Source organism: Marinicauda salina, from assembly GCF_003122085.1.
Lineage (GTDB): Bacteria > Pseudomonadota > Alphaproteobacteria > Caulobacterales > Maricaulaceae > Maricicauda_A > Maricicauda_A salina.
The window spans coordinates 858,540-882,636 of sequence record NZ_QEXV01000001.1 but is presented as its reverse complement, the minus strand read 5'-3'; the positions used below and the strand labels follow the sequence as shown (position 1 = coordinate 882,636).

Annotated in this window: 23 protein-coding genes; 9 read left to right on the top strand and 14 right to left on the bottom strand. The window is 70.9% G+C overall.

The genetic code is table 11. The features are described from left to right. Window positions 1–52 precede the first annotated feature (52 nt). A complete protein-coding gene (katG, locus tag DDZ18_RS03985) occupies window positions 53–2,221 on the top strand; it encodes a catalase/peroxidase HPI (protein WP_199241123.1) in 2,169 nt (722 codons plus the stop codon). Window positions 2,222–2,244: 23 nt separating this feature from the next. Here the strand turns inward: katG and DDZ18_RS03980 are convergent, their stop codons facing one another. The 4 genes from DDZ18_RS03980 to DDZ18_RS03965 are packed head-to-tail and all read right to left on the bottom strand — an operon-like array spanning window position 2,245 to window position 6,712. Then, on the bottom strand, window positions 2,245–3,063 hold the full coding sequence (locus tag DDZ18_RS03980) for an aminotransferase class IV (protein WP_109252035.1): 819 nt from the start codon (window positions 3,061–3,063) through the stop codon (window positions 2,245–2,247). Next, window positions 3,060–4,394, bottom strand: coding sequence for an anthranilate synthase component I family protein (locus tag DDZ18_RS03975; RefSeq protein ID WP_109252034.1), 1,335 nt, complete (start codon window positions 4,392–4,394; stop codon window positions 3,060–3,062). The genes DDZ18_RS03980 and DDZ18_RS03975 overlap by 4 nt, the downstream gene beginning before the upstream one ends. Next, window positions 4,391–5,161 (bottom strand): tyrosine-protein phosphatase, encoded by a 771-nt coding sequence (locus DDZ18_RS03970; protein WP_109252033.1) that lies wholly within the window; start codon window positions 5,159–5,161, stop codon window positions 4,391–4,393. Before DDZ18_RS03970 ends, DDZ18_RS03975 begins: the two co-directional genes overlap by 4 nt. Before the next feature lie 51 nt (window positions 5,162–5,212). After that, the gene (locus DDZ18_RS03965; RefSeq protein ID WP_109252032.1) at window positions 5,213–6,712 is read right to left on the bottom strand and encodes an AMP nucleosidase; all 1,500 of its coding nucleotides are present in this window, start codon (window positions 6,710–6,712) and stop codon (window positions 5,213–5,215) included. Window positions 6,713–6,906: 194 nt separating this feature from the next. Between DDZ18_RS03965 and DDZ18_RS03960 the strand changes: the two genes are divergently transcribed. Then, entirely contained in the window at window positions 6,907–7,200 is a 294-nt protein-coding gene (locus DDZ18_RS03960) for a GIY-YIG nuclease family protein (RefSeq protein WP_109252031.1), read from the top strand. A gap of 157 nt (window positions 7,201–7,357) precedes the next feature. Here the strand turns inward: DDZ18_RS03960 and DDZ18_RS03955 are convergent, their stop codons facing one another. From DDZ18_RS03955 to ruvC, 4 genes are all read right to left on the bottom strand, one after another. After that, complete coding sequence (locus tag DDZ18_RS03955) at window positions 7,358–8,401, bottom strand: ribonucleotide-diphosphate reductase subunit beta (RefSeq protein ID WP_109252030.1); 1,044 nt, start codon at window positions 8,399–8,401, stop codon at window positions 7,358–7,360. 139 nt (window positions 8,402–8,540) lie between these two features. Beyond that, a complete protein-coding gene (ruvB, locus tag DDZ18_RS03950) occupies window positions 8,541–9,578 on the bottom strand; it encodes a Holliday junction branch migration DNA helicase RuvB (RefSeq protein WP_109252029.1) in 1,038 nt (345 codons plus the stop codon). Window positions 9,579–9,701: 123 nt separating this feature from the next. Further along, on the bottom strand, window positions 9,702–10,355 hold the full coding sequence (gene ruvA, locus DDZ18_RS03945) for a Holliday junction branch migration protein RuvA (RefSeq protein ID WP_109252028.1): 654 nt from the start codon (window positions 10,353–10,355) through the stop codon (window positions 9,702–9,704). After that, on the bottom strand, window positions 10,352–10,849 hold the full coding sequence (ruvC, locus tag DDZ18_RS03940; protein WP_109252027.1) for a crossover junction endodeoxyribonuclease RuvC: 498 nt from the start codon (window positions 10,847–10,849) through the stop codon (window positions 10,352–10,354). Before ruvC ends, ruvA begins: the two co-directional genes overlap by 4 nt. A 118-nt stretch (window positions 10,850–10,967) precedes the next feature. Here ruvC and DDZ18_RS03935 point away from each other — a divergent pair, with 118 nt between their 5' ends. Beyond that, window positions 10,968–11,663 (top strand): twin-arginine translocation signal domain-containing protein, encoded by a 696-nt coding sequence (locus DDZ18_RS03935; RefSeq protein ID WP_109252026.1) that lies wholly within the window; start codon window positions 10,968–10,970, stop codon window positions 11,661–11,663. 3 nt (window positions 11,664–11,666) lie between these two features. Beyond that, window positions 11,667–12,854: a cupin domain-containing protein gene (locus DDZ18_RS03930; RefSeq protein WP_109252025.1), complete on the top strand. Its 1,188-nt coding sequence runs from the start codon at window positions 11,667–11,669 to the stop codon at window positions 12,852–12,854. Between the two features lie 4 nt (window positions 12,855–12,858). Here DDZ18_RS03930 and tkt read toward each other — a convergent pair whose 3' ends face one another. From tkt to DDZ18_RS03900, 6 genes are all read right to left on the bottom strand, one after another. Beyond that, window positions 12,859–14,865 carry a transketolase gene (gene tkt / locus DDZ18_RS03925; RefSeq protein WP_109252024.1) on the bottom strand — a complete coding sequence of 669 codons (2,007 nt, stop codon included), beginning with the start codon at window positions 14,863–14,865 and terminating at the stop codon, window positions 12,859–12,861. A gap of 58 nt (window positions 14,866–14,923) precedes the next feature. Next, complete coding sequence (gene pgi / locus DDZ18_RS03920; protein ID WP_109252023.1) at window positions 14,924–16,468, bottom strand: glucose-6-phosphate isomerase; 1,545 nt, start codon at window positions 16,466–16,468, stop codon at window positions 14,924–14,926. Next, window positions 16,465–17,424 (bottom strand): ArsR/SmtB family transcription factor, encoded by a 960-nt coding sequence (locus DDZ18_RS03915; protein WP_109252229.1) that lies wholly within the window; start codon window positions 17,422–17,424, stop codon window positions 16,465–16,467. The genes pgi and DDZ18_RS03915 overlap by 4 nt, the downstream gene beginning before the upstream one ends. Window positions 17,425–17,498: 74 nt before the next feature. Then, window positions 17,499–18,272, bottom strand: coding sequence for an aldo/keto reductase (locus DDZ18_RS03910; RefSeq protein ID WP_269845060.1), 774 nt, complete (start codon window positions 18,270–18,272; stop codon window positions 17,499–17,501). A 17-nt stretch (window positions 18,273–18,289) separates the two neighbouring features. Then, window positions 18,290–18,916, bottom strand: a complete 627-nt coding sequence (gene cmk / locus DDZ18_RS03905; protein ID WP_109252021.1) for a (d)CMP kinase — start codon at window positions 18,914–18,916, stop codon at window positions 18,290–18,292. 23 nt (window positions 18,917–18,939) lie between these two features. Continuing rightward, the gene (locus DDZ18_RS03900) at window positions 18,940–19,704 is read right to left on the bottom strand and encodes a YebC/PmpR family DNA-binding transcriptional regulator (protein ID WP_109252020.1); all 765 of its coding nucleotides are present in this window, start codon (window positions 19,702–19,704) and stop codon (window positions 18,940–18,942) included. Between the two features lie 192 nt (window positions 19,705–19,896). Between DDZ18_RS03900 and kdsB the strand changes: the two genes are divergently transcribed. The 5 genes from kdsB (at window position 19,897) to fsa (ending at window position 24,096) form a co-directional block, all read left to right on the top strand. Continuing rightward, on the top strand, window positions 19,897–20,676 hold the full coding sequence (gene kdsB, locus DDZ18_RS03895; protein ID WP_109252019.1) for a 3-deoxy-manno-octulosonate cytidylyltransferase: 780 nt from the start codon (window positions 19,897–19,899) through the stop codon (window positions 20,674–20,676). Between the two features lies 1 nt (window position 20,677). Next, window positions 20,678–21,346 (top strand): histidine phosphatase family protein, encoded by a 669-nt coding sequence (locus DDZ18_RS03890; protein WP_109252018.1) that lies wholly within the window; start codon window positions 20,678–20,680, stop codon window positions 21,344–21,346. Continuing rightward, window positions 21,343–22,050: a sulfotransferase gene (locus tag DDZ18_RS03885; protein WP_109252017.1), complete on the top strand. Its 708-nt coding sequence runs from the start codon at window positions 21,343–21,345 to the stop codon at window positions 22,048–22,050. The genes DDZ18_RS03890 and DDZ18_RS03885 overlap by 4 nt, the downstream gene beginning before the upstream one ends. Beyond that, window positions 22,047–23,345 carry an O-antigen ligase family protein gene (locus DDZ18_RS03880; RefSeq protein WP_158272059.1) on the top strand — a complete coding sequence of 433 codons (1,299 nt, stop codon included), beginning with the start codon at window positions 22,047–22,049 and terminating at the stop codon, window positions 23,343–23,345. The genes DDZ18_RS03885 and DDZ18_RS03880 overlap by 4 nt, the downstream gene beginning before the upstream one ends. A 94-nt stretch (window positions 23,346–23,439) precedes the next feature. Continuing rightward, window positions 23,440–24,096, top strand: a complete 657-nt coding sequence (gene fsa, locus DDZ18_RS03875) for a fructose-6-phosphate aldolase (protein ID WP_109252015.1) — start codon at window positions 23,440–23,442, stop codon at window positions 24,094–24,096. Window position 24,097: the final 1 nt, after the last annotated feature.

Genomic DNA, 24,097 nt, shown 5'->3' with positions numbered 1-24,097 from the left:
CGATGCGCCTTTCTTCCCGATGGAAGGCGACACGGCAGCATCGGAGATCGACATGGACGGCAACGATACGCGCATGGCGGGCAAGTGCCCGGTGATGCATGGCGGCGCCACCGAACTCGGCCAGTCCGTGATGGACTGGTGGCCGAACGCGTTGAACCTCGACATCCTCCACCAGCACGATAGGAAGACCAATCCGCTGGGCGAGGATTTCGACTATCGCGAGGCGCTCAAGACGCTCGACATCGAGGCGCTGAAGAAGGATCTGCACGCCCTCATGACGGACAGCCAGGCGTGGTGGCCCGCCGACTGGGGCCACTATGGCGGGCTGATGATCCGCATGGCCTGGCACGCCGCGGGCTCCTACCGGCTGGCCGATGGCCGCGGCGGCGGCGGTACGGGCAATCAGCGTTTCGCGCCGCTCAACTCCTGGCCGGACAATGTCAGCCTGGACAAGGCGCGCCGGCTGCTCTGGCCGATCAAGAAGAAGTACGGCAATGCGGTCAGCTGGGCCGACCTGATCATCCTGGCGGGCAACATCGCCTACGAGTCGATGGGCCTGAAGACTTTCGGCTTCGGGTTCGGCCGCGAGGACATCTGGCATCCCGAGATCGACACCTACTGGGGATCGGAGAAGGAATGGCTCGGCCGCGACCGCTATGACAGTGACGACGCGGCGGATTCGCTGGAGAACCCGCTCGCCGCGGTTCAGATGGGCCTGATCTACGTCAATCCGGAGGGTGTGAACGGCCAGCCCGATCCGCTGAAGACGGCCGAGGAGGTCCGCGTCACCTTCGCTCGAATGGCGATGAACGACGAGGAGACGGTCGCCCTGACGGCGGGCGGCCACACCGTCGGCAAGTGCCACGGCGCCGGCGACGCCGCCGCGCTCGGGCCCGACCCGGAATCCGCCGAGGTCGAGGAACAGGGCTTCGGCTGGAAGAACCCCGACATGAAGGGGCTGGCGAGCCGCGCCGTCACGTCGGGCATCGAGGGCGCGTGGACGACGCACCCGACCAGCTTCGACATGGGTTATTTCGACATGCTGCTCGACCACGAGTGGGAGCAGAGGAAGAGCCCCGCCGGCGCCTGGCAGTGGGAGCCCGTCGACATCGAGGAAGAAGACAAGCCGCTCGACGCCAGCGACCCCTCGATCCGCCACAACCCGATCATGACCGACGCCGACATGGCCATGAAGACGGACCCGGCCTATCGCGAGATCATGGAGCGGTTCCGCAAGGATCCGGAGGCGTTCAGGGACACGTTCGCGCGGGCCTGGTTCAAGCTCATCCACCGCGACATGGGTCCGAAGGCGCGCTATTTCGGCCCCGACGTGCCCGACGAGGACCTGATCTGGCAGGACCCCGTCCCCGCCGGCCCGAGGAATTACGACATCGGCGGCGTGAAGCGGAAGATCGCCGACAGCGGCCTGTCGATCGCGGAGATGGTCGCCACCGCCTGGGACAGCGCGCGCACCTTCCGCGGCTCGGACATGCGCGGCGGCGCCAACGGGGCGCGCATTCGTCTCGCGCCGCAGAAGGACTGGGAAGGCAACGAGCCCGACCGCCTGGCCAGGGTCCTTTCCGCGCTTGAGCCGATCGCCGCCGAAGCCGGCGCGAGCCTGGCCGACGTCATCGTCCTGGCGGGCAATGTCGGGATCGAGCAGGCGGCCGCGGCCGCGGGGTTCGATCTCGCGGTTCCCTTCGAGCCGGGTCGGGGCGACGCCGCCGACGAGATGACCGACGCGGAGTCCTTCGACGTGCTCGAACCGCTCGCCGACGGCTATCGCAACTGGCTGAAGAAGGACTACGCCGTCAGCTCCGAGGAGCTGATGCTCGACCGCACCCAGCTCATGGGCCTCACCGCGCCCGAGATGACGGTGCTTGTCGGCGGCATGCGCGTCCTGGGAACGAACCACGGCGGGACAAAGCACGGCGTGTTCACCGAGCGCGAGGGCGCGCTGACGAACGACTTCTTCGTCAACCTCACCGACATGGGCAATGCCTGGAAGCCCGCCGGGGACGGCGTCTACGAAGTCCGCGACCGAACGACCGACGCGGTCAAATGGACGGCGACGCGGCTCGATCTGGTGTTCGGATCGAACTCGATCCTTCGCGCCTATGCCGAGGTCTACGCCCAGGACGACAGCAAGGAGAAGTTCGTCCGGGACTTCGTGAAGGCCTGGACGAAGGTCATGAACGCGGACCGCTTCGATCTCGCATGATGGTCGAACGGCGGGCGCGGCCGCTACGCCGCGCCCGCCTCCAGCTTCGCGCACTCCAGGATGAGATCGTGCGAGCGGTCGAGTTCGCGGCCGTCGAGGCGCCGGACCGGCGCGACGCCGAGCGTCGCGTTGGTGACGAAGGCGGCTTCGGCCTCAGCGAGCTCGCTGCGCCGGAACACGCCTTCGCGGATCGTCACCGCGGCCTCGGCCGCCGCCGCGATCAGCGCGGCGCGCGTCGTGCCGGCGAGCGCGCCGGTCTCGGTCGAGGGCGTGTGGACGACCCCGTCCTTGATCCAGAACAGGTTGGCGCAATCCGCGCAGGCGGGATCGCCCGCCTGGGACAGCAGCACGGCCATGTCGCCGTCGCGCTCGCGCGCCCGCCGGCGCGCATGGACCCAGTCGCCGTAGCTCAGCGGCTTGAACGCGGCCGAAAGGCTGCGCGGATCGCGGCGCGGCGCGTCGATGGTCACGAGGTCGCGCGCGCCCGGCGCGCCGGGATGAGGCCGCGCGGTGACGAGCACGGTCGGGCGGACGTCATCGGCGAAATCGAGACCGGGCCCGCCCGGGCCGCGCGAGACCGAGATCCGCACGATGGCGTCGTCGAGCCCGTTCTCGCGCGGGACGCCGCGCGCGGCCGCCTGCAATTCCTCCCAGTCGGGTTCCGCGATGCCGAGCGTCTCAAGCGCATCGGCGAGCCGGGCGCGATGACGCGTCCAGCGGCGCAGCCGGTCGTCCTTGAAGTGCAGGGTCTCGAAGGCGCCGTCGCCCAGGAGAAAGCCGCGATCATCCGGCGAAATCGACAGGTCCTCGCCGTACTCGCCGTTCAGCCAGACAGCGCTCATGCCGGGGCCTCCATGGCCGCGCGCAGCGCGGCGATCTTGGCGCGGGTCTCGGCGAGCTCGGCGGCGGGGTCGCTGTCGGCGGTGATGGCGCCGCCCGAGCGCGCCTCGACCCGCCAGCCCGCGCCGTGCCGACGGAAGCTCGCCGTGCGGATCATGACGTTGAAGTCGGCCGCCCCGTCGGCGCCGAGCCAGCCCATCGCGCCGCAATAGGCGCCGCGCCGGGCGCCCTCCAGCTCGGCGATGATCTCCATCGCGCGCAGCTTCGGCGCGCCGGTGATCGAGCCCGGCGGAAAGCTCGCCGCGACGAGATCGAACGCGTCGCGGCCGGCCGCCAGCCGGCCCTCCACCGTCGAGACGAGATGATGGACGTTGGCAAAGGCCTCGACGGAGAACAGGTCCGGCGCCCGGACCGTTCCCGGCGCGCAGACGCGCGAGAGATCATTGCGCATCAGGTCGACGATCATGAGGTTCTCGGCGCGATCCTTCTCCGACGCCGCCAGCGCCTCGGCGAGACGGCGGTCCGAGAGCGGATCCTCGCCGCGCGGCCGCGTGCCCTTGATCGGGCGGGTCTGGACCCGGCCGTCTGGAAAGACCTGCAGGAAGCGCTCTGGCGAGTTGGTCACCACGACCCGGCCGGCGTCGATGCGCAGATACGCCGCGAACGCCGCAGGGCTCGCCTCGGCGAGCGCGCGGAACACGGCGTAGGGCGCGTCCGCGCCGCCGAGCTCGGCTTCGAAGGGATGGGAGAGATTGACCTGGAAGACGTCGCCGGCGCGGACATAGTCGACCGCGCGCGCGGCGGCCTCGAGATAGCGGGCTTCCGGCCAGATCGCCTCGAGGCGGCCGCCGCGGGCGTCCAGCCCGGCCGGCGGCCTCGCCTCGGCGAGCACCGAATCCAGCTTGCGGGCGGCGTCGCCCTCGCCTTCCACGCGGACCTCGCCGCGCTGATGGTCGAAGACGGCGACGGCGTCGTACCAGCCCATGTGGAGGACGGGATCCGCCGCCCCGCCCGTCTCGGGAAGCGGCGTGCGCTCGAACGCCGCGCCGAGCTCGTAGCTCAGCAGCCCGGCGAAGCCGCCGCGGAAGCCCTCGCCCGGCGCGCGCCGCGCCCGGCCGGCCGCCTGCAGGGCGGCGAAGCCCGCCGCCGCGTCGGTCTCCGAGATCGTGAAGGCGGGAAAGGCGAAGAGATAGCTGAAGCGCCCGCGCTCGCCCGCGCCGCCGCCGTGCAGCAGCAGGGTTCCCGGTTCGTCGCGCAGCGAAGCGAGCGCATCCTCCGGCGCGATCCAGCCGGCGTCGGAACCGCGAACCGGGGCGAGCGCGGCGAGGGTCACGTCAGCAAGCGCTCCCGCAAGCGCGCGAGCACGGCCTCGTCGATATCAAGCTCCTCGCGCAGATAGCGACCCGGATCGCCGACGGCGTCCAGCGCGGCGGAGAGATAGTCGGCGTCCACGCCCATGAAGGAGCGCAGCTCGGCGTCGCCGACCTCGCGGCCGAGATCGTCGCGCAGCCGCCTGGAGAAAGTCGGCAGGATGCGATCGAAATCGACCGCGGTGTTCGTCAGCAGGTAGTCGTCCTTGATCGTCGTCTCATCGACGCCGAGCTCGGCCAGCAGGAAGGCGCAGAACAGGCCCGTCCGGTCCTTGCCGGCGGCGCAATGGACGATGAAGCCGTGATCGTCGCCGGCGTCGGCGAGGGCGCGCATCCCCTCGGCGAAAACCTGCTTGTTGCCGGGGTCGAAGGGCAGCCGGCGATAGGTGTCGGTCATGAAGCCGCGGATCGAATCCATGGTGAGATCGGATTCGCGCAGGAAGACCAGGTGCGGCGGCTCGGCCGCGCCGGCGTGATCGGAGGCGAGGACCGTGACGTCGTCGCGCTCGGGCCAGTGGGAGGGCTCGTTCTCGCGCTCGCGCGGACGGCGCAGATCCGCGACCAGGCGAATATTGAGCCCGTCCATGACCTCATGATCGGTCGGCGTGGCGCGGGAGAACTGGCCGGACCGGAACAGCGAGTCGCGCACGCGGCCGCCCTCGCGGGTCTCGTAGCCGCCGAACCGCCGGAAATTGTGAACGCCCTCGAGGGGCAGGACGCGATCGGTCATGGCCGATGAAGTATAGCCCGCGCGGGCGGCGGACAAGTGGCCCGCGGAGTCCTACCGGAAAGGCGGCTCGTCGAAGCTCCTGAGCTTGCGCGAATGCAGCATGGCCGAGCCCTCGCGCTTGAGCGACTCGACGGTCTCGATGCCCGCGCGCAGATGCTCCGAAACCGCGCGCTCGTAGAAGCGGTTGGCCGCGCCCGCCAGCTTGAGTTCGCCGTGGAGCGGCTTGTCGGAGACGCACAGAAGCGTGCCGTAGGGCACGCGCAGGCGGAAGCCGTTGGCCGCGATGGTCGCGCTCTCCATGTCGACGGCGATGGCGCGCGACTGGTTGATGCGCCGGGATTCGGCGGCGTAGCGCAGCTCCCAGTTCCGGTCGGCGTAGGTCACCACCGTGCCGGTACGCAGGCGCCGCTTGAGATCGTCTCCGGAGTCGCCGGTGACCGTCTTCACCGCGCCCTGCAGCGCGATCTGGATCTCCGCGATCGGCGGGACCGGGATCTCCAGCGGCAGGTCGCGGTCGAGCACGGCGTCATACCTGAGATAGGCGTGGGCGAGCACGTAGTCGCCGAGCCGCTGGGAGTGCCGCAATCCGCCGCAATGGCCGATCATGAGCCAGCACTCCGGCCTGAGCACGGCGAGATGGTCGGTGATCGTCTTCGCGTTCGACGGGCCGACCCCGATATTGACCAGGGTGACGCCCCGGCCGTTCGGCGCGATCAGGTGGTAGGCCGGCATCTGGAAGCGCCGCCAGGGCGCGCCCTCCACGGCGGCGAGCGGGTCTGGCGTGTCGGCGTCGACGCGCACCCCGCCGGCCGCCGACAGCGCGACATAGTCGTTGTCGGCCCTGAGCTGCTCGACGGCCCATTCGACGAAGGCGTCGACATAGCGGTGATAGTTGGTGAACAGGATGAAGTTCTGGCAGTCCTCGACCGGCGCGCCGGTGTAGTGGCGGATGCGCTGCAGCGAGTAGTCGGTGCGCGCCGCGTCGAACAGCGCCAGCGGCTTCGGCGCGCCCGGTTCGCCGACCCAGTCGCCGTTGGGCAGCGCGTCCTCGACCGCGGCGAGATCGGCGTAAGGGAAATGGCGCACCAGCTCGGCGGGAACCGCCGCGTCGAGATCGAGATCCTCGGCGCCGTCGAGCACGTAGGAAAACGGGATCTCCTGCGTCGACAACCCGGTCTCGATGGTGATCGGGTATTCCGCCGCCAGCAGCGAAATCTGCTCGACGAGATAGCGCCGGAACAGGCGCGGATGGGTGATGGTCTGGGCGTAGACGCCCGCCTCGGCGAACTTGCCGAAGGCCCGGCTGAGCGGCGGCGGCGGGCCCTCGGGCAGATAGGTGATCCTCAGTTCCGGGTAGGCGAAGCGTCCCGCGCGGCGGTCGGCCTCGGACGGCGGATCGCCGCCGTCCAGGAAACGCGCAAGCGCGCCGCGCAAGGCGTCGACCGAGGCGTCGTAAAGGTCGATCAGCCGGTCGACGGCCTCGCCGGCGTCGCCGGCTTCGCAGAAGGTTCCGGCGACTTCATCGGGGGCGACGACGGCGGCCTGGGTCACGGCGTGGGTTTCTCCGGCCCGTCATCCGCCGAGGGGGCGGACATGCGCCTCCTCGATACCGGTTTCGCGGCGGCGGGCCAAGGCGGGGGCGGGGTGGCCGGAACAAGTTCGACCAAGACGAGAAGAGCAAGATCCGATGCTCACCTGTCATCGCCGGGCTTGTCCCGGCGATCCAGTCGGCGCACCATACAACCATGGAGTGCATATACTTCGTGTACATCATGGCGAGCCGGCGCAACGGCACGCTCTATTGCGGCGTCACGAACGACCTGATCCGCCGCGTCTACGAGCATCGCGAGGGCCTGGGCGACGGCTTCACTCGGCGTTACGGCGTCAAGATGCTGGTCTGGTACGAAACTTTCGGCGACGTCCGGCTCGCCATTCAGCGCGAGAAGACCATCAAGAAGTATCCGCGTCGCTGGAAGCTCAATCTTATCGAGGCAATGAACCCCGATTGGCGCGATCTCTGGGAGGACATCGTCTCGTGACGCCTGGACCGCCGGAACAAGTCCGGCGGTGACAGGTAGAGGCTGGTTGCCCCCATAACGTGTCATCACCGGGCTCGTCCCGGTGATCCAGCCGCACCTGGTGAGATTCTGGATGGCCGGAACCAGTCCGGCCATGACACCAACGTCTTGGAATCCCCTACTCCGCCGGAGCCTGCTCTTCGTCCTTCTTCGCCTTCCACTGGTCGAAGGCCGACCAGACGCCGGCCTCGCCGTGCCAGTCGCCCTTCGTCGCGCCCTTGGAGTATTCCGTCGCGCGCGCCTCGAAGAAATTGGCGTGCTCGACGCCGTTGAGGATCTCGGTGAGCCAGGGAATGGGATGCGCCTCGACGCCGTAGATCGGCTCGAGCTTGAGCTGCCCCATGCGCCAGTCGGCGATGTAGCGGATGTACTGCTTGATGTCGTCGGGCGTCATGCCCTCGACCTCGCCGGCCTCGAAGGCGAGATCGATGAACTTGTCCTCGAGCTTGACCACCGTCCGGCAGCACTCGGCGATCTTGGCCTTCACCGCCGGGGTCAGCGCGCCGGTCTCGTCGGCGAGCGTGTGGAACAGCTTGATCATGCCCTCGCAGTGCAGCGACTCGTCGCGCACCGACCAGGACACGATCTGGCCCATCCCCTTCATCTTGTTGAAGCGCGGGAAGTTCATCAGCATCGCGAAGGACGCGAACAGCTGCAGCCCCTCGGTGAAGGCGCCGAAGACGGCCATCGAGGTCAGCAGGTCCTCGTTCGTCTCGACGCCGAACTGGCCGAGATAATCGTGTTTCGCCGCCATCTCCTCGTACTCCATGAAGGCGGAGAACTCGGAATCGGGCATGCCGATCGTCTCCAGCAGGAGCGCGTAGGCGGCGATATGGACCGTCTCCATGTTGGAGAAGGCCGCGAGCATCATGCGCACTTCAACCGGTTTGAAGAGCGGCATGTAGTTTTCCATGTAGTTGCCGCCGACCTCGACGTCGGACTGCGTGAAGAAGCGGAAGATCTGCGTGAGCAGATTGCGCTCCTTGTCGGTCAGCTTGACCGCCCAGTCCTTGCAGTCCTCGCCCAGCGGCACCTCCTCGGGCATCCAGTGGACCTGCTGCTGGCGCTGCCAGAAGGAATAGGCCCACGGATAGCGGAAGGGCTTGTAGGACAGGCTCGGGGTGAGGAGTCCGGGGCGGTCGCTGGCGTCGGCGGCGGTCATGTCTGGCGTGCTCTCCCAGTCTGAATCGGCGATGGCAGGTGCGCCGTCGAGATCAATATATTGGGGTGAATGTCGACTTAACGTCCACCCCTTGTGGCCGAAGGTCGCGGGCTTTCCACAGCGCGGTGGCGCGGCGACCCTACTTCCCCTCGTCGAACAGATCCGCTCCGGGCGTGCGCGGCGGCTCGAGGCCCATATGCGACCAGGCGCGCGGCGCCGCGACGCGGCCGCGCGGCGTGCGCTGGATGAAGCCCTGCTGGATCAGGAAGGGCTCGACCACCTCCTCGAGCGCGTCGCGGGCTTCGGCGCACGCCGCCGCAAGCGTCTCCGCGCCGACCGGGCCGCCGGCGAATCCCTCGATGAGCACCTTGAGATAGCGCCGGTCGAGACTGTCCAGTCCGATGGCGTCGACCTCCAGCCGGTTGAGGGCCCGATCGGCGGCGGCGGCGTCGATGATCGTCGCGCCCTCGGCGTCGGCGAAATCGCGCACCCGGCGCAGCAGCCGGCCGGCGACGCGCGGCGTGCCGCGGGCGCGCCGGGCGATCTCGTGAGCGCCGGCCTCGTCGACGGCCGCGCCCAGCTTGTTCGCCCCGCGCGCGACGATGCTGGCGAGCTCGGCCTCGTCGTAGAATTCCAGCCGCACCGGCACGCCGAAGCGGTCGCGCAGCGGCGTCGCCAGCAGGCCGGCGCGCGTCGTCGCGCCGACCAGCGTGAACGGCGGCAGATCGATCCTCACCGTGCGCGCGCTCGGCCCCTCGCCGATGACGAGATCGAGCGCGAAATCCTCCATCGCGGGATAGAGGATCTCCTCGACGGCGGGCTGGAGGCGATGGATCTCGTCGATGAAGAGGACGTCGCGCTCCTCGAGATTGGTGAGCACCGCGGCGAGATCGCCGGCCTTGGCGATGACCGGGCCCGAGGTGGCGCGGAAATTCACGCCCAGTTCGCGGGCCATGATCTGGGCGAGCGTCGTCTTGCCCAGCCCGGGCGGGCCCGACAGCAGGACATGGTCGAGCGCCTCGCCGCGCCGGCCGGCGGCCTCGACGAACACGCGCAGGTTCGAGATCGCGGCGGCCTGGCCGACGAACTCCTCGAAGGAGAGCGGGCGCAGGGCCTTGTCGCGCCCCTCGCCGGGTTCCGGCTCCGGGCTGACGATGCGGTCGGGATCAGTGGTCATGAGCCGCCATCCGCGCGTGAATTCCCGGACGCGCCGCAGGCGCGATCCGGGACCTCGCGGCGATCAAGCACCGCGAGGCCCCGGCTCTCGCTTCGCTCGGCCACGGTTTCATCAGAGAACCACTCACCGCGCCAGCTCCTTGAGGGCGTGCTTGATCAGGCGGCCCTCGTCGGCGTGCTCGCCCAGAACGCGGAAGGCGTGGGCGGCGGCCTGGCGGGCCTCGCTCTCGCCGTAGCCGAGATTGACCAGCGCCGACACGGCCGCCTCGCGCGCCGCGCTCGCCGCGGCGGGAACCGGTTCGCCGCCCTCGGGCGCCGGCGCGCCGCCGACGACGGCGGCGAGACTCTCGTGCGTCCCGCGCGCCAGCCGGCGCCCGGTCGGCGGCGCCTTGTCCTTCAGCTCGGCGGCGATGCGCTGGGCGAGCTTCTTGCCGACGCCCTTGGCGCGTTCGAAGGCGCTGGCGTCGCCGAGCGCGGCGGCGTTCTCGATCTCGCCGGCGGGCAGCGCGTCGAGGATCGCCAGCGCATGGCGCGCGCCGACGCCCTGGACGGTCTGCAGGCGCACGAACCAAGCCCGCTCGGCTTCCTCGAGGAAGCCGTAGAGCCGGAACACGTCCTCGCGGACATAGGTCTCGATATGGAGGCTCGCCTCGGCGCCGGGCTCGAGCCGGGCGAGCGTGCGCGATCCGGCGGTGACGAGATAGCCGACCCCGCCGACATCGATGACGGCGTCCTCCTCGGCGACGGAGTCCACCACGCCCTTGAGCTTGCCGATCATGACGCCAGCCTCCGGTTCGCGCCGCGATGATTGGCGTGGCAGACGGCCACCGCCAGCGCATCGGCCGCGTCGCCGGTCGCCCTCGCCCCTGGCAGCAGCGCGGCGACCATGGCCGCGACCTGGGCCTTGTCGGCCGAGCCGGTCCCCACCAGCGCCTTCTTGACCAGCCGCGGCGCGTATTCAGCGACCGGCAGACCCGCCCGGGCCGGCGCCAGCACGGCCGCGGCGCGCGCCTGGCCGAGTTTGAGCGCGCTGCCGGCATTGGCGCTGACGAACTGGTCCTCGACGGCGGCCTCGACGGGGCCGTGCTCGGCGATCAGCGCCTCGATCGCGTCGTGGATCGCGCGCAGGCGCTCGGCCATCGGCGCTTTCGCCGGCGGACGCACGACGCCATGGCCGACAAGCGACAGGCGCGAGCCGGCCTGGTCGATCAGCCCCCAGCCGGTGGCGTTGAGACCGGGATCGATCCCGAGAATGCGAATCGCGTCGGCCATGCCCGGCGAGCATAACGCGCGCCGCGCCGCGCGCCTCCCCTCGCCGCAGCGGCTTTTCTCTGGTCATCGCGGGAATGGCCGCATAATCTGAATGGTCTAGGGGCACTGGGAGGCGATCATGAGCAAGCGGCGGCCGATTTCGCGGCGCTCCTTTCTCGCCCAGGTCGCCGGCGGCGCGGCCGCGGTCGGGCTCGGCGGGTGCGCGACCACGCAGGGCGCCTATACCGGCCTCACCGATTCCGACACCGGCAGCTACGCCGACGCCGTCGGCTACGGCCGCGGCGGGCGCGGCTGCACGGATTCCGACAGCGGCCGCTACGCCGACCCGGTCGATCGCGGCCGCAATTGCCGCGGGACCGGCATCACCGACAATGATTCCGGGACCTATGCCGACCCCGTCGGGCAGGGGCGCGGAACCGGCGGCCGCGGCTGCAGCGATTCCGACGGGGGCGAATACGCCGACCCGGCGGGACGCGGGCGGCATTGCACCGGCGTCACCGACAACGATTCCGGCGCCTACGCCGACCCGGTCGGACAAGGCCGCGGAACCGGCGGGCGCGGCTGCACGGATTCCGACACCGGACGCTACGCTGACGAGGCCGGGTACGGCCGCAACTGTCGCGGAAGCGGGATCACCGACAACGATACGGGCGCCTACGCCGATCCGGTCGGGCAGGGCCGCGGGTCGGGCATCACCGACAACGATTCCGGCGCCTATGCGGACCCGGTCGGACAGGGTCGCGGCGGACGCAGCTGCACGGACTCCGACTCCGGGACCTACGCCGACCCGGCCGGCCGGGGCCGGCGCTGCTGATCCGTGGCGGACGACGACGCGCCCGCGGGCGACCGGGCCTTCGCCGAGCTGATCGCCCCGGTCGCGCCCGAAACCTTCTTCACCGAGCACCATGAGCGCGCGCCGCTGCATCTGAGCGGCGAACGCTCCGACCGCTTCTCACACCTGCTCTCGATCGCGGAGATCGACCGGCTGCTGGCCGACGAGGCCTTCCACGACGGCGAGCTGTCGATGGCCCGCGCCGAGCCGCGCGTGGAGCCGGCCGACTACCTCCTCGGCGACGGCCGGGTCGACAAGGGCGCGGTCGCCCGCCTCTACGGCGAGGGCGCGACGCTCATCCTGCCCCAGCTGCATCGCCGCGTGCGGCCGCTCGCGGAGTTCTGCCGCATGCTCGAGGCGGTGTTCTCCGCCCACGTCCAGACCAATATCTACCTGACGCCGGCGACCGCGCAGGGCTTCCAGACCCATTACGACAATCACGACGTCTTCGTGCTGCAGCTCGAGGGGACGAAACGCTGGCGGCTCTATGACAGCCCGGCCGGCGTCCCCTTCCGCGGCGAACGCTTCACGCCCGGACAGTTCGCCGCCGGCGAACCGACCGCCGAGTTCACGCTCGCCCCGGGCGATCTTCTCTACATCCCGCGCGGACTGATGCACGACGCCGTCAGCGAGGCCGCCGGCCCGTCGCTGCACGTCACCACCGGCGTGCTGGTGAAGACCTGGGCGGACTTCCTGCTGGAGGCGATCTCGGAGGCGAGCCTGCGCACGCCGGGCCTGCGCCGCTCGCTGCCGCCGGGCTTCGCGCGCGCGGATTTCGATCGCGCCGCGATGGAGCCGGCCTTCCGCGCGGCGCTCGCCGAAGCCGGCGAAGCGGCGGATTTCGACGCCGTCTTCGATCTCTTCGTCGACAATTTCCTGCGTTCGCGCGAACCCGACATCGCCGGGACCATCGCCGACGGCCCGCCCGGCCCCGGGACGCGCATTCGGCGCCGGGCGCTGGTCCAGCTGCGCCTGGCCGACGAGGACGAGCGCCATGTCGCCCTCGTCGCGCCGGGCGGGCCGATCAGCTTCGACCGCGCCGCCGAGTCGGGGCTCGAACGCTTCTTGTCCGGCGAGCCGGTCGGCGTCGCGGATTTCGCCGCCATGGGCGGGGACAAGGCGCTCGACACGCTGCGCCGGCTGCTGGCCTACGGGGCGGCGGAGCGGGCGTAGCGCGTCACACCCGCTTCAGCGCTTCGCGGACCACCGCCTCGGTCGTGATGCCGAAATGGGCGTAGAGCGCCTCGGCCGGCGCCGAGGCGCCGAAGCCGTCCATGCCCACGAAACCGCCCTCGGGTCCGATCAGCGCGTCCCAGCCCCAGCGCGCCGCCGCCTCGACGGCGACGCAGGGCAGGCGCGGATCGACGATGGCGTCGCGATAGGCGCGATCCTGCTTGAGGAAACGCTCGATCGACGGCGCGGAGACGACGCGCGCGGCGACGCCCTTGTCCATCAGCGCGGCCTGCGCCTCGACGGCGAGCTTCACTTCCGTGCCCGTGCCGATCAGCGTGATCTGCGGCCGGCCCTTGTTGATTTCGGCCGGCGCCTCGCGCAGCACGTAGGCGCCGTGGGCGGTGAAATTGCGCGCGCCCGTGTCCTCGCGCAGATGCGGCGTCTTCTGGCGCGACAGGGCGAGCGCCGTCGGCCCGTCCGTGCGCTCGAGCGCGCAGGCCCAGGCCTCGGCGGTCTCCAGCGCGTCGCACGGCCGGAAGATCTCGACATTGGGCATGGCCCGGAGCGCGGAGAGATGCTCGACGGGCTGGTGAGTCGGCCCGTCCTCGCCCAGCCCGATGGAGTCGTGGGTGAAGACATAGACGACCGGCTGGCGCATCAGCGCCGACAGGCGCACCGCCGGACGGCAATAGTCGGAGAAGATCAGGAAGGTCCCGCCATAGGGACGCACCCCGCCGTGCAGGCTCATCCCGTTCATCGCCGCGGCCATGCCGTGCTCGCGCACGCCGTAATGGATGTAGCTCCCCGCATAGTTCTCCGCCGAGACTTCCGACTGCGACGGCGCGCGGGTGTTGTTCGAGCCGGTGAGATCGGCCGAGCCGCCGACGAGACCCGGATAGGCCTCGGCGAAGGCCTCGATCGCCTTGCCCGAGGCCGCCCGCGTGGCGAGCACGGGCTTGTCGGCGGCGACCTGCGCGGCGTGCTTTTTCAGCGCCTCGATGGCGGCCGCCGGCGCGGCGCGCTCCATGCGCGCGCGGAACTCGGCGGACTTCGAAGATTCGGCGAGCCGGCGCTCCCAGGCCTCGCGCGCCGACGCCGCGCGCGCGCCGATGCGCGCCCAGTCGTCGGCGATCTCGGCGGGAATCTCGAAGGGCGGATGGCTCCAGCCGAGCGCCTCGCGGGCGCCGGCGATCTCGTCTTCGCCGAGCGGCGCGCCGTGCGATTTCTCCGAACCGGCCTTGGTCGGCGCGCCGTAGCCGATGACGGTCCGGCAGGCGATCATCACCGGCCGGTCGGACGCCTTCGCCTGCTCGATCGCCTGATCGACCGCGGCGGCGTCGTGGCCGTCGACGCGGAGCACTTTCCAGCCGGCGGCCTCGAAGCGCGCGCCGTGATCCATCGAGTCCGACAGCGAGGTCTTCCCGTCGATCGAGATCTCGTTGTCGTCCCAGAACACGACCAGCTTCGCGAGCTTCAGATGGCCGGCCAGCGAGATCGCCTCGTGGCTCACGCCCTCCTGCAGATCGCCGTCGGAGGCGATCACCCAGGTCCGGTGATCGACAAGCTCGTCGCCGAAATGCGCGTTCATCATGCGCTCGGCGAGCGCCATGCCGACCGCCGTGGACAGGCCCTGGCCCAGCGGGCCGGTCGTCGTCTCCACGCCCGGCGTGTCGCCGAACTCGGGATGACCGGGCGTCTTCGAGCCGAGCTGGCGGAAATCCTTGAGATCGTCGAGCGTCACGCCGGCGACGCCGCTGAGATGCAGCAGCGAGTAGAGCAGCATCGAGCCGTGGCCGGCCGACAGCACGAAGCGGTCGCGGTCGGCCCAGTCGGGATCGGCGGCGTCGAACTTGAGATGCCGGCTCCACAGCACCGCGGCGACGTCGGCCATGCCCATCGGCATGCCGGGATGGCCGGACTTCGCTTTCTCGACGGCGTCCATCGACAGCGCGCGCAGCGAGTCGGCGAGCGCCTTCATCCGGGCGGGGTCGAGGGCGGGAGTATCGGTCATGGCGAGCGGTCGGCCCCTTCGGTTTTCGGCAAGCTAGCGGGATTCGGCGCGGGCGGGATCACGGCCCCGCCACGCCGAGCCGGCGCAGCAGATCGAGCGTAGCGGAATCGAAGCCGCTGACATCGCCGGAAAGAATCGAGCGCGCAAGCTGCTTGCCCAGTTCCACGCCCCACTGGTCGAACGGGTTGAGGTCGTAGAGCACGCTCTCGACGAAGACCTTGTGCTCGTGCAGCGCGATCAGCGCGCCCAGCGAAGCCGGGTCGACGTCCGGCAGGATCAGCACGGAGCTCGAGCGCCCGCCCGGCATGAAGCGGTGGGCGGCGAGATCGCCGTCCTCGACGCGGCCGGTCAGGAGCGCCGCGCCCTGGGCGACGAGATTGGCGGTGAGCGCCTGGGCGCGCTCGTCGGAGCTCGCCGCCATCGATTCGAGCGCGATGAAGTCGACCGGCGCATCGGAAAGCGCCTGGTGCAGCCACTGGAAGAAGGAGTGCTGGACGTCCGAGCCCCGCCCGCCCCAGACGAGCTGGCCGCCATGACCCTCGGCCAGCGGCGCGCCGGCGCGGGTGACCCGCTTGCCGAGGCTCTCCATCTCGAGCTGCTGGAGATAGGCGGGCAGCTTCTCCAGCCGGCTGGCGTAGGCCGCCACGCAGCGCGTGAGCCGGCCCAGCCCGGCGCGGGTCCAGACATCGATCAGCCCCTTGGCGACGGGCATGTTCCGCGCGAGCGGGGCGTCGGCGAAATGATCGTCCATCGCCCGGGCCCCGGCGAGCAACCGGTCGAAGACGTCCGGGCCGAGCCCGATCTCGAGGCATAGCCCGGCCGCCGACCACACCGAGTAGCGACCGCCGACGCCGTCCTCGAAGGGGAAAATCCGGTCCTCGGCGACGCCGAACGCGGCGGCCTTGTCCGGCGCGGCGGTGGCGGCGAGAAAGCGCTTCCGCGCCCCCTCCTCGCCCAGAGCCTCGGCCAGGCGCGCCCGGGCGGCGCGGGCGTTCATCAGGGTTTCCTGGGTGGTGAAGGACTTCGAGGTGACGCAGACCAGCGTCGTCGCCGGATCGGCGCCCTCCATGGCGTCGTCGAGATCGGCCGGGTCGAGATTGGAGACGAAGCGCACCTCGACGCCGTCGCGCCTGTACGCCTTCAGCGCGTCATAGAGAAAGCGCGGACCGAGATCCGAACCGCCGATGCCGATATTGATCACCCGGCGCACCGGACGCCCGTCCAGGAAATCCGGCGCGGCGGCAGCCTCGGCGATGCGCCGCGTCGCTGCCCGGGCGGTGCGCAGTCGCTCGGCGAGCGCGGCGTCGCGAAGCCGATCGGGATTGCGCAGGGCGGGATGAAGCGCCGGCCGGTTCTCGGTCTCGTTGACGACGTCGCCGCCGAGCAGCGCGTCGCGGCGGGCCTCGACGCCCGCGCTGCGCGCGAGCCCGGTCAACGTCTCCCAGGCCGCCGCATCGAGGCGCTGATGGCGCGCGTCGAGCGTCAGCCCGGCGGCCTCGATCACCAGCGCGGCGTCGCGAGCGGCGTCGACGCCGACGAGCGAGGCGAGCTCGCGCGCCAGCAGGCGCTCGGCGTGGGGCTTGAGAGCGGACAGATCACTCATGGGACGGCCTCCCCGGCCGGTTTCTCCGCGCTCCAGATCGTCACCGTCAGACCGGATTCGACGCCCTCGGGCGGCAGCTCGCGCCGCTCGGCCTCGACGAGGCCGGCCTCGGCGAGCCAGGCCGACATGGTTTCCGGGGCGAAGCCGAGATGGCGATGGTGATGCTCGACCCGGAAGGCTTCGAATTCATGCTCGGCGAAATCGACGATCAGGAACAGCCCGCCGGGGGCGAGCACGCGCGCGCATTCGGCGATCGCGCGGCCGGGCGCGTCGAGATAGTGCAGCACCTGGTGAACGGTCACGAGATCGGCCGCGCCGGTCTCGACGGGCAGCGCGGAGGCGTCGGCCTGGCGCACGAAATGCCGGCTGAGGCCGGCCTCGGAGATCTTGCTGCGCGCGACGGACAGCATCTCGCGGCTGAGATCGACGCCCATGCCTTCCGCGGCGCGGTCGGCGAACAGCTCGAGCATGCGTCCCGTGCCGGTGCCGACGTCGAGATGCAGACCGAAGCGCCGGTCGCCCGCCATCTCGCGCATCGCGTCTTCGACGCCGGCCTCTGGAAATTGCAGGCTGCGGATGCGCGCCCAGCCCCCGGCCGCCTTTTCGAAATACTTCTCCGCGGTCTCCGCGCGCAGGCGCTTGATGTCCTCGAGCCTTGCGAGATCGCGGGCGATGTCGGCGTCGGCGCTGTCGGACATCTCCTCGATCAGCGCGGCGAGCTTCTCGCCGACGCGGTTGCGCGCGAGCCGGTAGAACACCCAGCCGCCCTCGGGAAAGCGCTCGCACAGCCCGGCGTCGGCGAGCAGCTTCAAGTGCCGGCTCACGCGCGGCTGGCTCTGTCCCAGCACGTGCATGATCTCGCTCACCGTCAGCTCCCCGCGGGAGAGCAGGGTGACGATTCTGAGCCGCGTGGGCTCGCCGAGCGCCTTCAGTTTCGCGAGGAGTTCGTGGTGCATGATCAACGGTCTGCGACTGTCCCGGGCCGGAGGCCTAGCCACTCGCGCGGCGAAAGTCGATTCAGCCGCGCGCCTCACCCCGCGACCGCGGCGTTCTCGATCAGGTGGGCGCGCCGCGTCGTGGTGAACACGGCCACGGCGACCTCGGGACGGGCGAGCGCGGCGGCGAGGCCTTCGGCCACAGGAACGCGGCGATCGTCTCCACCCGAGGCGAGCAGGCCGCGCCCCACCGCGTAGAGATCGGCGGGCCGCCGCGGAAGCCGGATCGCCGTCCGGCCCGGACCGGCCGTCTCGATGGCGAAGACACTTACGCCCGCCTCGGCGGCGCGGACGAGCCGGGCCTCGCCCCCGGCGTCGAGGAAGGGATGAACCGGCGTCATCAGCGCGTCGATCCGGCCGGTGTCGAGTGCGGCGTCGAGCTCGGCCCCGCGGCCGGTCGCGCCGAGCCGGGCGAAGGCGCCGGCGTCCTTCAGGCGGTCGAGCCGCTCGATCAGCCCCGGCGTCAACTCGGCCGGATCGGCGCCGTGGAGGAAGAGCACGTCGACCCCCTCCAGCCCGAGCCGGTCGAGGCTGGCGCGCAGAGAGGTCTCGATCGCATCGGGCGAGAAATCCCGGCGCCGCCCGCGCAGCCCGCGGCTGGTCACGCCGGCCTTGGTGGAGACGCAGACGGCGTCGCGATCCATCCCCGCAAGCGCGCGGCCGAGCCGGCGCTCGGCCTCGCCGGCGCCGTAGGCCGGCGCGGTGTCGAAAACGCGCACGCCGCGCGCGCGGGCTTCATGAATGAGATCGACCGTCTCGCGCGCCGGGACGAGCGGCGTTCCGTGGGCGCCGGAGACGCCGAAGGCCAGGCGGGAGGCCGCCCCCTTCAGCGCGTCCTCCGCTGTTCGACGATGTCGATCGCGGCCTGGACGGCCTCGTCGATCGTCATGTCCGTGGTGTCGAGTTCCACGGCGTCGGCGGCCTTCGTCATCGGCGCGTCGCTGCGCGAGGCGTCGCGCGCGTCGCGCTCCCGGAGCTGGGCGAGCACCTGGTCGTAGGCGATGGTCTCGCCGCGGCCCACCAGCTCGGAGCGACGCCGCCAGGCGCGGGCTTCCTCGCCGGCGGTGACGAACAGCTTCACCTCGGCATCCGGCGCTATGACGGTGCCGATATCGCGACCGTCGAGCACGGCGCCTCCCGGGCGGGCGGCGAAATCCTTCTGGACCTTCAGCAGCGCGGCGCGCACGCCGGGGTGCGCCGAGACCACCGAGGCCGCCGCCCCGGCGCCGGCGGTGCGGATCTTCGCCTCGTCGATCGCGTCGGGGTCGAGATTGCGCGCGGCGCGCTCGGCGGCGTCCGGGTCGGCCGGATCCTCGCCGGCCTCCATCATCGCGACGGCGACGGCGCGATACAGCGCGCCGGTGTCGAGATGGGGCAGGCCGTAGCGCGCCGCCAGCGCGCGCGCGATCGTGCCCTTGCCCGAGGCCAGCGGGCCGTCGACCGCGATCAGCATGAGCGCGTTCCCCTCGCGGCCGGTCAGGAGGCGAGCTTCTCCATCTCCTCGTCGGAGATGTCGAAGTTGGCGTAGACGTTCTGCACGTCGTCGAGATCCTCGAGGGCCTCCATCAGCTTGAACAGCGTCTGGGCCTTCTCGCCGGTGACCTCGACGAGGTTCTGCGGCCGCCAGATGATCTTGGCGGATTTCGCTTCACCGAAGCGGCTCTCCAGCGCGGAGGCGACGTCGGCGAGATCGTCGCGCGCGCAGTAGACGACGTGTTCGCCTTCCTCGTCCTCGTCGCCGTCCTCCTGGACGACGTCCTCGGCGCCGGCCTCGACGGCGGCCTCGAGCATCGTCTCCTCGTCGGCGACCGACAGCGGCAGGCGGATCTCGCCGACCTGGTCGAACATGAAGGAGACCGAGCCGGTCTCGCCGAGATTGCCGCCGTTCTTGGAGAACGCCGCGCGCACGTCGCCGGCGGCGCGGTTCTTGTTGTCGGTCGAGGCCTCGACGATCATGCCGACGCCGCCGGGGCCGAAGCCCTCGTAGCGGATCTCGAAATATTCCTCGACATCGCCGCCCGAGCCCTTGGAGATCGCCCGCTCGATATTGTCCTTGGGCATGGACTGGCCCTTGGCGTTGGCGATCGCCAGGCGCAGGCGCGGATTCATGTCCGGGTCGGGGCCGCCCAGCTTCACCGCGATCATGATCTCTTTGGAAAGGCGGGAGAAAAGCTTCGCGCGGGCCTTGTCCTGACGGCCCTTGCGGTGCTGGATGTTGGCCCATTTCGAATGGCCGGCCATGCGGAAACCTCCTTGCAAGCAGGCTGACGACCCCGGGCGCCTCCGGCCGCAGGCCCGGTCGGCGCGGCGCGCGGGTCGCAAGCGCGCCTTCTATCCCATGAGGCGGACGCGGGCAAAGGCCCTGGCGGCTTTGCGCTTCGGGCCCGGCCGTGCAAGACAGTCCCCCTCGCCGTTTCAGCCCCGATCGCCGTCATGAGCGTCATCGCCGTCATCCCCGCCCGCTACGGCTCGACCCGGTTCCCCGGAAAGCCGCTGCATCCGATCGCCGGCACAGCGATGGTCGAGCGCGTGCGCCGCGTCGCCGCGGCCGCGCCGAGCGTCGATCGCGTCATCGTCGCCACCGACGACGCGCGCATCCGCGACGCGGTCGAGGCCGGCGGGGGCGAAGCCGTGATGACGCCGGAGACCTGCCGAAACGGCACCGAGCGGGTGTTCGAGGCGGTCAAGGGCTTCGCCGGAGACGACGACGTCATCCTCAACCTGCAGGGCGACGCGCCGCTCACCCCGCCCTGGGTGATCGAGGCCGTCGCCGCGGCGATGGCTGAAGACCCGTCGCTGCCCATGGCCACGCCGGCGGTGGAGTTCGCCGGCGAGGCCCTGGAGGCGACGAAGCGCGCCAAGGCCGCCGGCGAGGTCGGCGGCACGACGGTGGTGTTCGATCATGCGGGGAACGCCCTCTACTTCTCCAAGGCGATCATCCCGTTCCAGCGCCACCCGGAGGCGGGCACGCCGGTCTACAAGCACGTGGGTCTCTACGCCTATCGCTTCAAGACGTTGGAAGAACTGGTGAAACTCGAACCCTCTCCGCTCGAGAGGGCCGAGAGCCTGGAGCAGCTGCGCGCGCTCGAAAACGGCATACCCATCCGCGTGGTGATCACGGATTATCGCGGGCGCACGCCGTGTTCGGTGGACAGTCCCGGCGACGCCGAGACCGCCGAGGCGATCATCGCCCGCGAAGGGGAGCTGGTCTGAGATGCTGCTGATCCTCGCCCGCCACGGAAACACGTTCGGCCCGGAGGACACGCCGGTCTGGGTCGGCGCCAACGAGGACCTGCCGCTCACCGAGCAGGGTCTCGAGCAGTCGCGCGAGATCGGCCGCGCCATCCGCTCGGCCGGCGTCGTGCTCGATCGCATCCTCGCCGGACCGCTCAAGCGCACGCGCACCGGCGCGCGGCTGGCCGGGGAATCCTGCGGCTTCACCGGCGAGGTCGAGATCGACGAGCGCCTGCGCGAGATCGATTACGGCGTGTGGGGCGGCAAGTCCGACGCCGAGATCGCCGAGACCTGGGGCGAGGCCGCCATCCGCGACTGGCGCGAACGCTCCATCCCGCCCTCCGGCGCGGGCTGGTCGCCCTCGCCGTCGACGCTGCGCGACAATGCGCGCGCCGTGTTCAAGTCGGTCACCCGCGAGCGCGATCCCGACGCCGCCGTGCTCGTCGTGACGTCGAACGGCGTGCTGCGCTATTTCCATCGGCTGCTGGCGGGCGACGACGCGCCCGTCGGCGACGCCAAGGTGCGCACCGGCCACATGTGCGCCGCGCGCATCGGCGAGGACGGCGCGGTCGAACTGCTGTCCTGGAACGCCGCGCCGGACGCGGTCCGCCTCGACGCCGCCCCTGCGGGAGGAGGCGGAGCGCCATGAGCGATCTCAAATTCCTCGGCCTGGGCTTCATGAAGACGGGGCTGACCAGTCTCCACGACGCGATGGCGGCGATGGGATTCGAGACCCGGCACCGCCGCTTCAAGATCTGGAAGGCGTTCCGGACCGGCGACCTCGACACCGTGATGGCGCACTACGAAACCGCCGACGTCTTCGTCGATTGGCCGCATCCCTACATGTACAAGCCGTTTCTCGAGGCCTACGGCGACCGGGCGCGATTCGTCCTGACGGTGCGCGATTCCGCGGAGTGGTACGAAAGCCTGCTGCGCCACAACCGGCACGCCCACCCGGTCACCCACAGCCAGCGCTACATCTTCGGGCGCTACTATCCCCACGGCTTTCGCGAGGAGCACATCGCCGTCTACGAGGCGCACAACGCCGAAGTCGAAGCCTTCTTCGAGCGCGAGGGTCGCCGCGACCAGCTCCTGGTCCTGCGCACCGGCGAGCCCGACAGCCTGGAGCGGCTCAAGGCCTTCGCCGAGACCGACTCCGATCTCGCCGACTACCCTCGCAGCAACCGCAGCGCTAGGCGCACCGATCGGGACATCGCCGACGCCATGCGACGGGGCTACAACCGCATTGTCCAGCCGCTCTATGCGCGCGTCGCGCCGGTCCTGCGACCGCAGCCCGGCGCGCGGCTGGAGCCCGCGCCGCTCAGGCGACGGAGCATTGGCGGCGGACGATGACCGGACGACTCGGCCCCGGGACCCGTCGCGCGCGATGGATCTATCGCCTCGTCTTTCCGCTGGCGGGGGTGTTCGCCGCGGCCGGCGGGCTGGGTCTCGCCCCGGCGGGCGCGATCGCGGGCGGCGCCCTGGCCGCGCCCCGCCTCGTCGGATCGCGGCTGCGCGCGCCGGGACCGGCGCTCGCCTTCGCCGTGCTCGCCATCGAGTGGATCTGCCTGAGCTGGCTCTGGTCGCCCTATGACCGTCCCGATCAGCTCCTCAAGCTGGCCCTGCTCACGCCGCTGTTCGCGATGATTCCGCTGGCCGCGGCGCAGGCGACCGGCCGGGCCTTGCGGACGCTGCGGACCATGGTCGTCTTCTCCGCCGCCGCCGCGCTGCTCTACTTCCTGTTCGAGGCCGGGACGAACGGCGTGATCACCTACAGCTTCAAGATCGCGTTCGAGGGCTATACCGGCGGGCTCGAGGCCCTGCAGGGCCATATCGACCGCAATCTCAGCCGCGGCAGCTTCGCCGTGCTCATGCTCTCGGGCCCGGCGGCGATGCTGCTCTGGCGGGCCGGCGGCGCCTTCCTGCGCTGCGCCGCGGTCGGCGTCTGGCTGGCGGCGCTGTTCGCGTCGAACGCCTTCGACGTGACCGCCAACATGATCGCCTTCCTGGCGGCGACCGGCGCGGCGGCGCTCGCCATCGCGTTTCCCCGGCGCACGCTGCAGGCCGCGCTCGTCGTGACCGCGCTGTCGATCCTGTTCGCACCGGCGATGATGCGCTTCCTGATCGACGCCCTGCCGGACGACGCGTTGAACCGCCTGCCGCTGAGCTGGGCGATGCGCATCGAGATCTGGCGGGAGACCGCCGGCCTCATCGCCGAACGGCCGATCTTCGGCCACGGCCTCGATGCGGCGCGCGTGCTCAGCCGGCCCGCAGAGCTGCGCGGCGTCGAGTTCGATCTCATCCCGCTGCACGCCCACAACGCCGGGCTCCAGATCTGGCTCGAAACCGGCCTCGTCGGCGCCATGCTCACGACGGCGGCGTGCATGCTCGCCGCGGCCGGACTGGAGCGGCGCGCGCCCTCGAGTCCGGTCGCCGCCGGGCTCGTCTTCGCCTTCACGCTGTGGGTCGTCGCCGTCTCGGTGGGCTACGGGCTCTGGCAGGAATGGCATCACGCCGGGCTCGCCCTCGCGCTCACCGCCGCGCTCAGCCTCAAGCCGGATCGCGCCCGCGCCGCGCCGCGCGACGGCGGCGAGCACGAACACGACCGCGCCGGACGCGAGCGCTTCGCCCGCCTGCTGGCCGAGTAGGGCGGCCGACCGGCTGCGCCAAGCGCCTTGCGCGGCGCGCCGCGTCGGTGCTTCCTTTGCGCGCGGCGCATCGCCGCGCCTGACAGGGATACGGATGCAGCTTTTCCTCGACACCGCCGAAATCGACGAGATCGCCGGGCGGGCCCGCGCCGGGCTCGTGGACGGCGTGACCACCAACCCGTCGCTGATCGCGAAATCGGGCGCCGACGTGTTCGACCGCGTGGCGGCGATCTGCGCGGCCGTCTCCGGACCGGTCTCGGCCGAGGTCGTGGCGACCGATGTCGAGGGCATGCTCCGCGAGGGCCGCAGGCTGCGCGAGATCGCCGACAACGTGGTGATCAAGCTGCCGCTGACCGGGCCGGGCCTCGAGGCCTGCCGCAGCTTCGCCGACGAGGGCGTCGCGACCAACGTCACGCTGTGCTTCTCGCTGAACCAGGCGATGCTTGCGGCGAAGGCGGGCGCGACCTTCGTTTCGCCCTTCGTCGGCCGGGTGGAGGACGCCGGCGGCGACGGGATCGGGCTCTTGCGCGACATCCGCGCCCATTACGACCGGCACGGCTTCGAGACGCGGATCCTCGCGGCCTCGCTGCGCAATCCCGGCCATGTCGAGGCGGCCGCGCTGGTCGGCTGCGACGCCGCCACGCTTCCGCCGAAAACCTTCGACGAGATGATCCGGCACCCCCTGACCGACACGGGGCTAGAAGCCTTCCTCGCCGACTGGGAGAAGACCGGCCGCGGCGGACTCGCCTGAG

Excerpts from the sequence above, each read along its gene's own strand:
- katG (WP_199241123.1), top strand. The coding sequence starts at position 53 with ATGGACGGCAACGATACGCGCATGGCGGGCAAGTGCCCGGTGATGCAT.
- DDZ18_RS03980 (WP_109252035.1), bottom strand. The coding sequence starts at position 3,063 with ATGAGCGCTGTCTGGCTGAACGGCGAGTACGGCGAGGACCTGTCGATT.
- DDZ18_RS03970 (WP_109252033.1), bottom strand. The coding sequence starts at position 5,161 with ATGACCGATCGCGTCCTGCCCCTCGAGGGCGTTCACAATTTCCGGCGG.
- DDZ18_RS03960 (WP_109252031.1), top strand. The coding sequence starts at position 6,907 with ATGGAGTGCATATACTTCGTGTACATCATGGCGAGCCGGCGCAACGGC.
- DDZ18_RS03955 (WP_109252030.1), bottom strand. The coding sequence starts at position 8,401 with ATGACCGCCGCCGACGCCAGCGACCGCCCCGGACTCCTCACCCCGAGC.
- ruvB (WP_109252029.1), bottom strand. The coding sequence starts at position 9,578 with ATGACCACTGATCCCGACCGCATCGTCAGCCCGGAGCCGGAACCCGGC.
- ruvA (WP_109252028.1), bottom strand. The coding sequence starts at position 10,355 with ATGATCGGCAAGCTCAAGGGCGTGGTGGACTCCGTCGCCGAGGAGGAC.
- ruvC (WP_109252027.1), bottom strand. The coding sequence starts at position 10,849 with ATGGCCGACGCGATTCGCATTCTCGGGATCGATCCCGGTCTCAACGCC.
- DDZ18_RS03935 (WP_109252026.1), top strand. The coding sequence starts at position 10,968 with ATGAGCAAGCGGCGGCCGATTTCGCGGCGCTCCTTTCTCGCCCAGGTC.
- tkt (WP_109252024.1), bottom strand. The coding sequence starts at position 14,865 with ATGACCGATACTCCCGCCCTCGACCCCGCCCGGATGAAGGCGCTCGCC.
- pgi (WP_109252023.1), bottom strand. The coding sequence starts at position 16,468 with ATGAGTGATCTGTCCGCTCTCAAGCCCCACGCCGAGCGCCTGCTGGCG.
- DDZ18_RS03915 (WP_109252229.1), bottom strand. The coding sequence starts at position 17,424 with ATGCACCACGAACTCCTCGCGAAACTGAAGGCGCTCGGCGAGCCCACG.
- cmk (WP_109252021.1), bottom strand. The coding sequence starts at position 18,916 with ATGCTGATCGCGGTCGACGGCCCGCTGGCCTCGGGCAAGGGCACGATC.
- DDZ18_RS03900 (WP_109252020.1), bottom strand. The coding sequence starts at position 19,704 with ATGGCCGGCCATTCGAAATGGGCCAACATCCAGCACCGCAAGGGCCGT.
- kdsB (WP_109252019.1), top strand. The coding sequence starts at position 19,897 with ATGAGCGTCATCGCCGTCATCCCCGCCCGCTACGGCTCGACCCGGTTC.
- DDZ18_RS03890 (WP_109252018.1), top strand. The coding sequence starts at position 20,678 with ATGCTGCTGATCCTCGCCCGCCACGGAAACACGTTCGGCCCGGAGGAC.
- DDZ18_RS03885 (WP_109252017.1), top strand. The coding sequence starts at position 21,343 with ATGAGCGATCTCAAATTCCTCGGCCTGGGCTTCATGAAGACGGGGCTG.
- DDZ18_RS03880 (WP_158272059.1), top strand. The coding sequence starts at position 22,047 with ATGACCGGACGACTCGGCCCCGGGACCCGTCGCGCGCGATGGATCTAT.
- fsa (WP_109252015.1), top strand. The coding sequence starts at position 23,440 with ATGCAGCTTTTCCTCGACACCGCCGAAATCGACGAGATCGCCGGGCGG.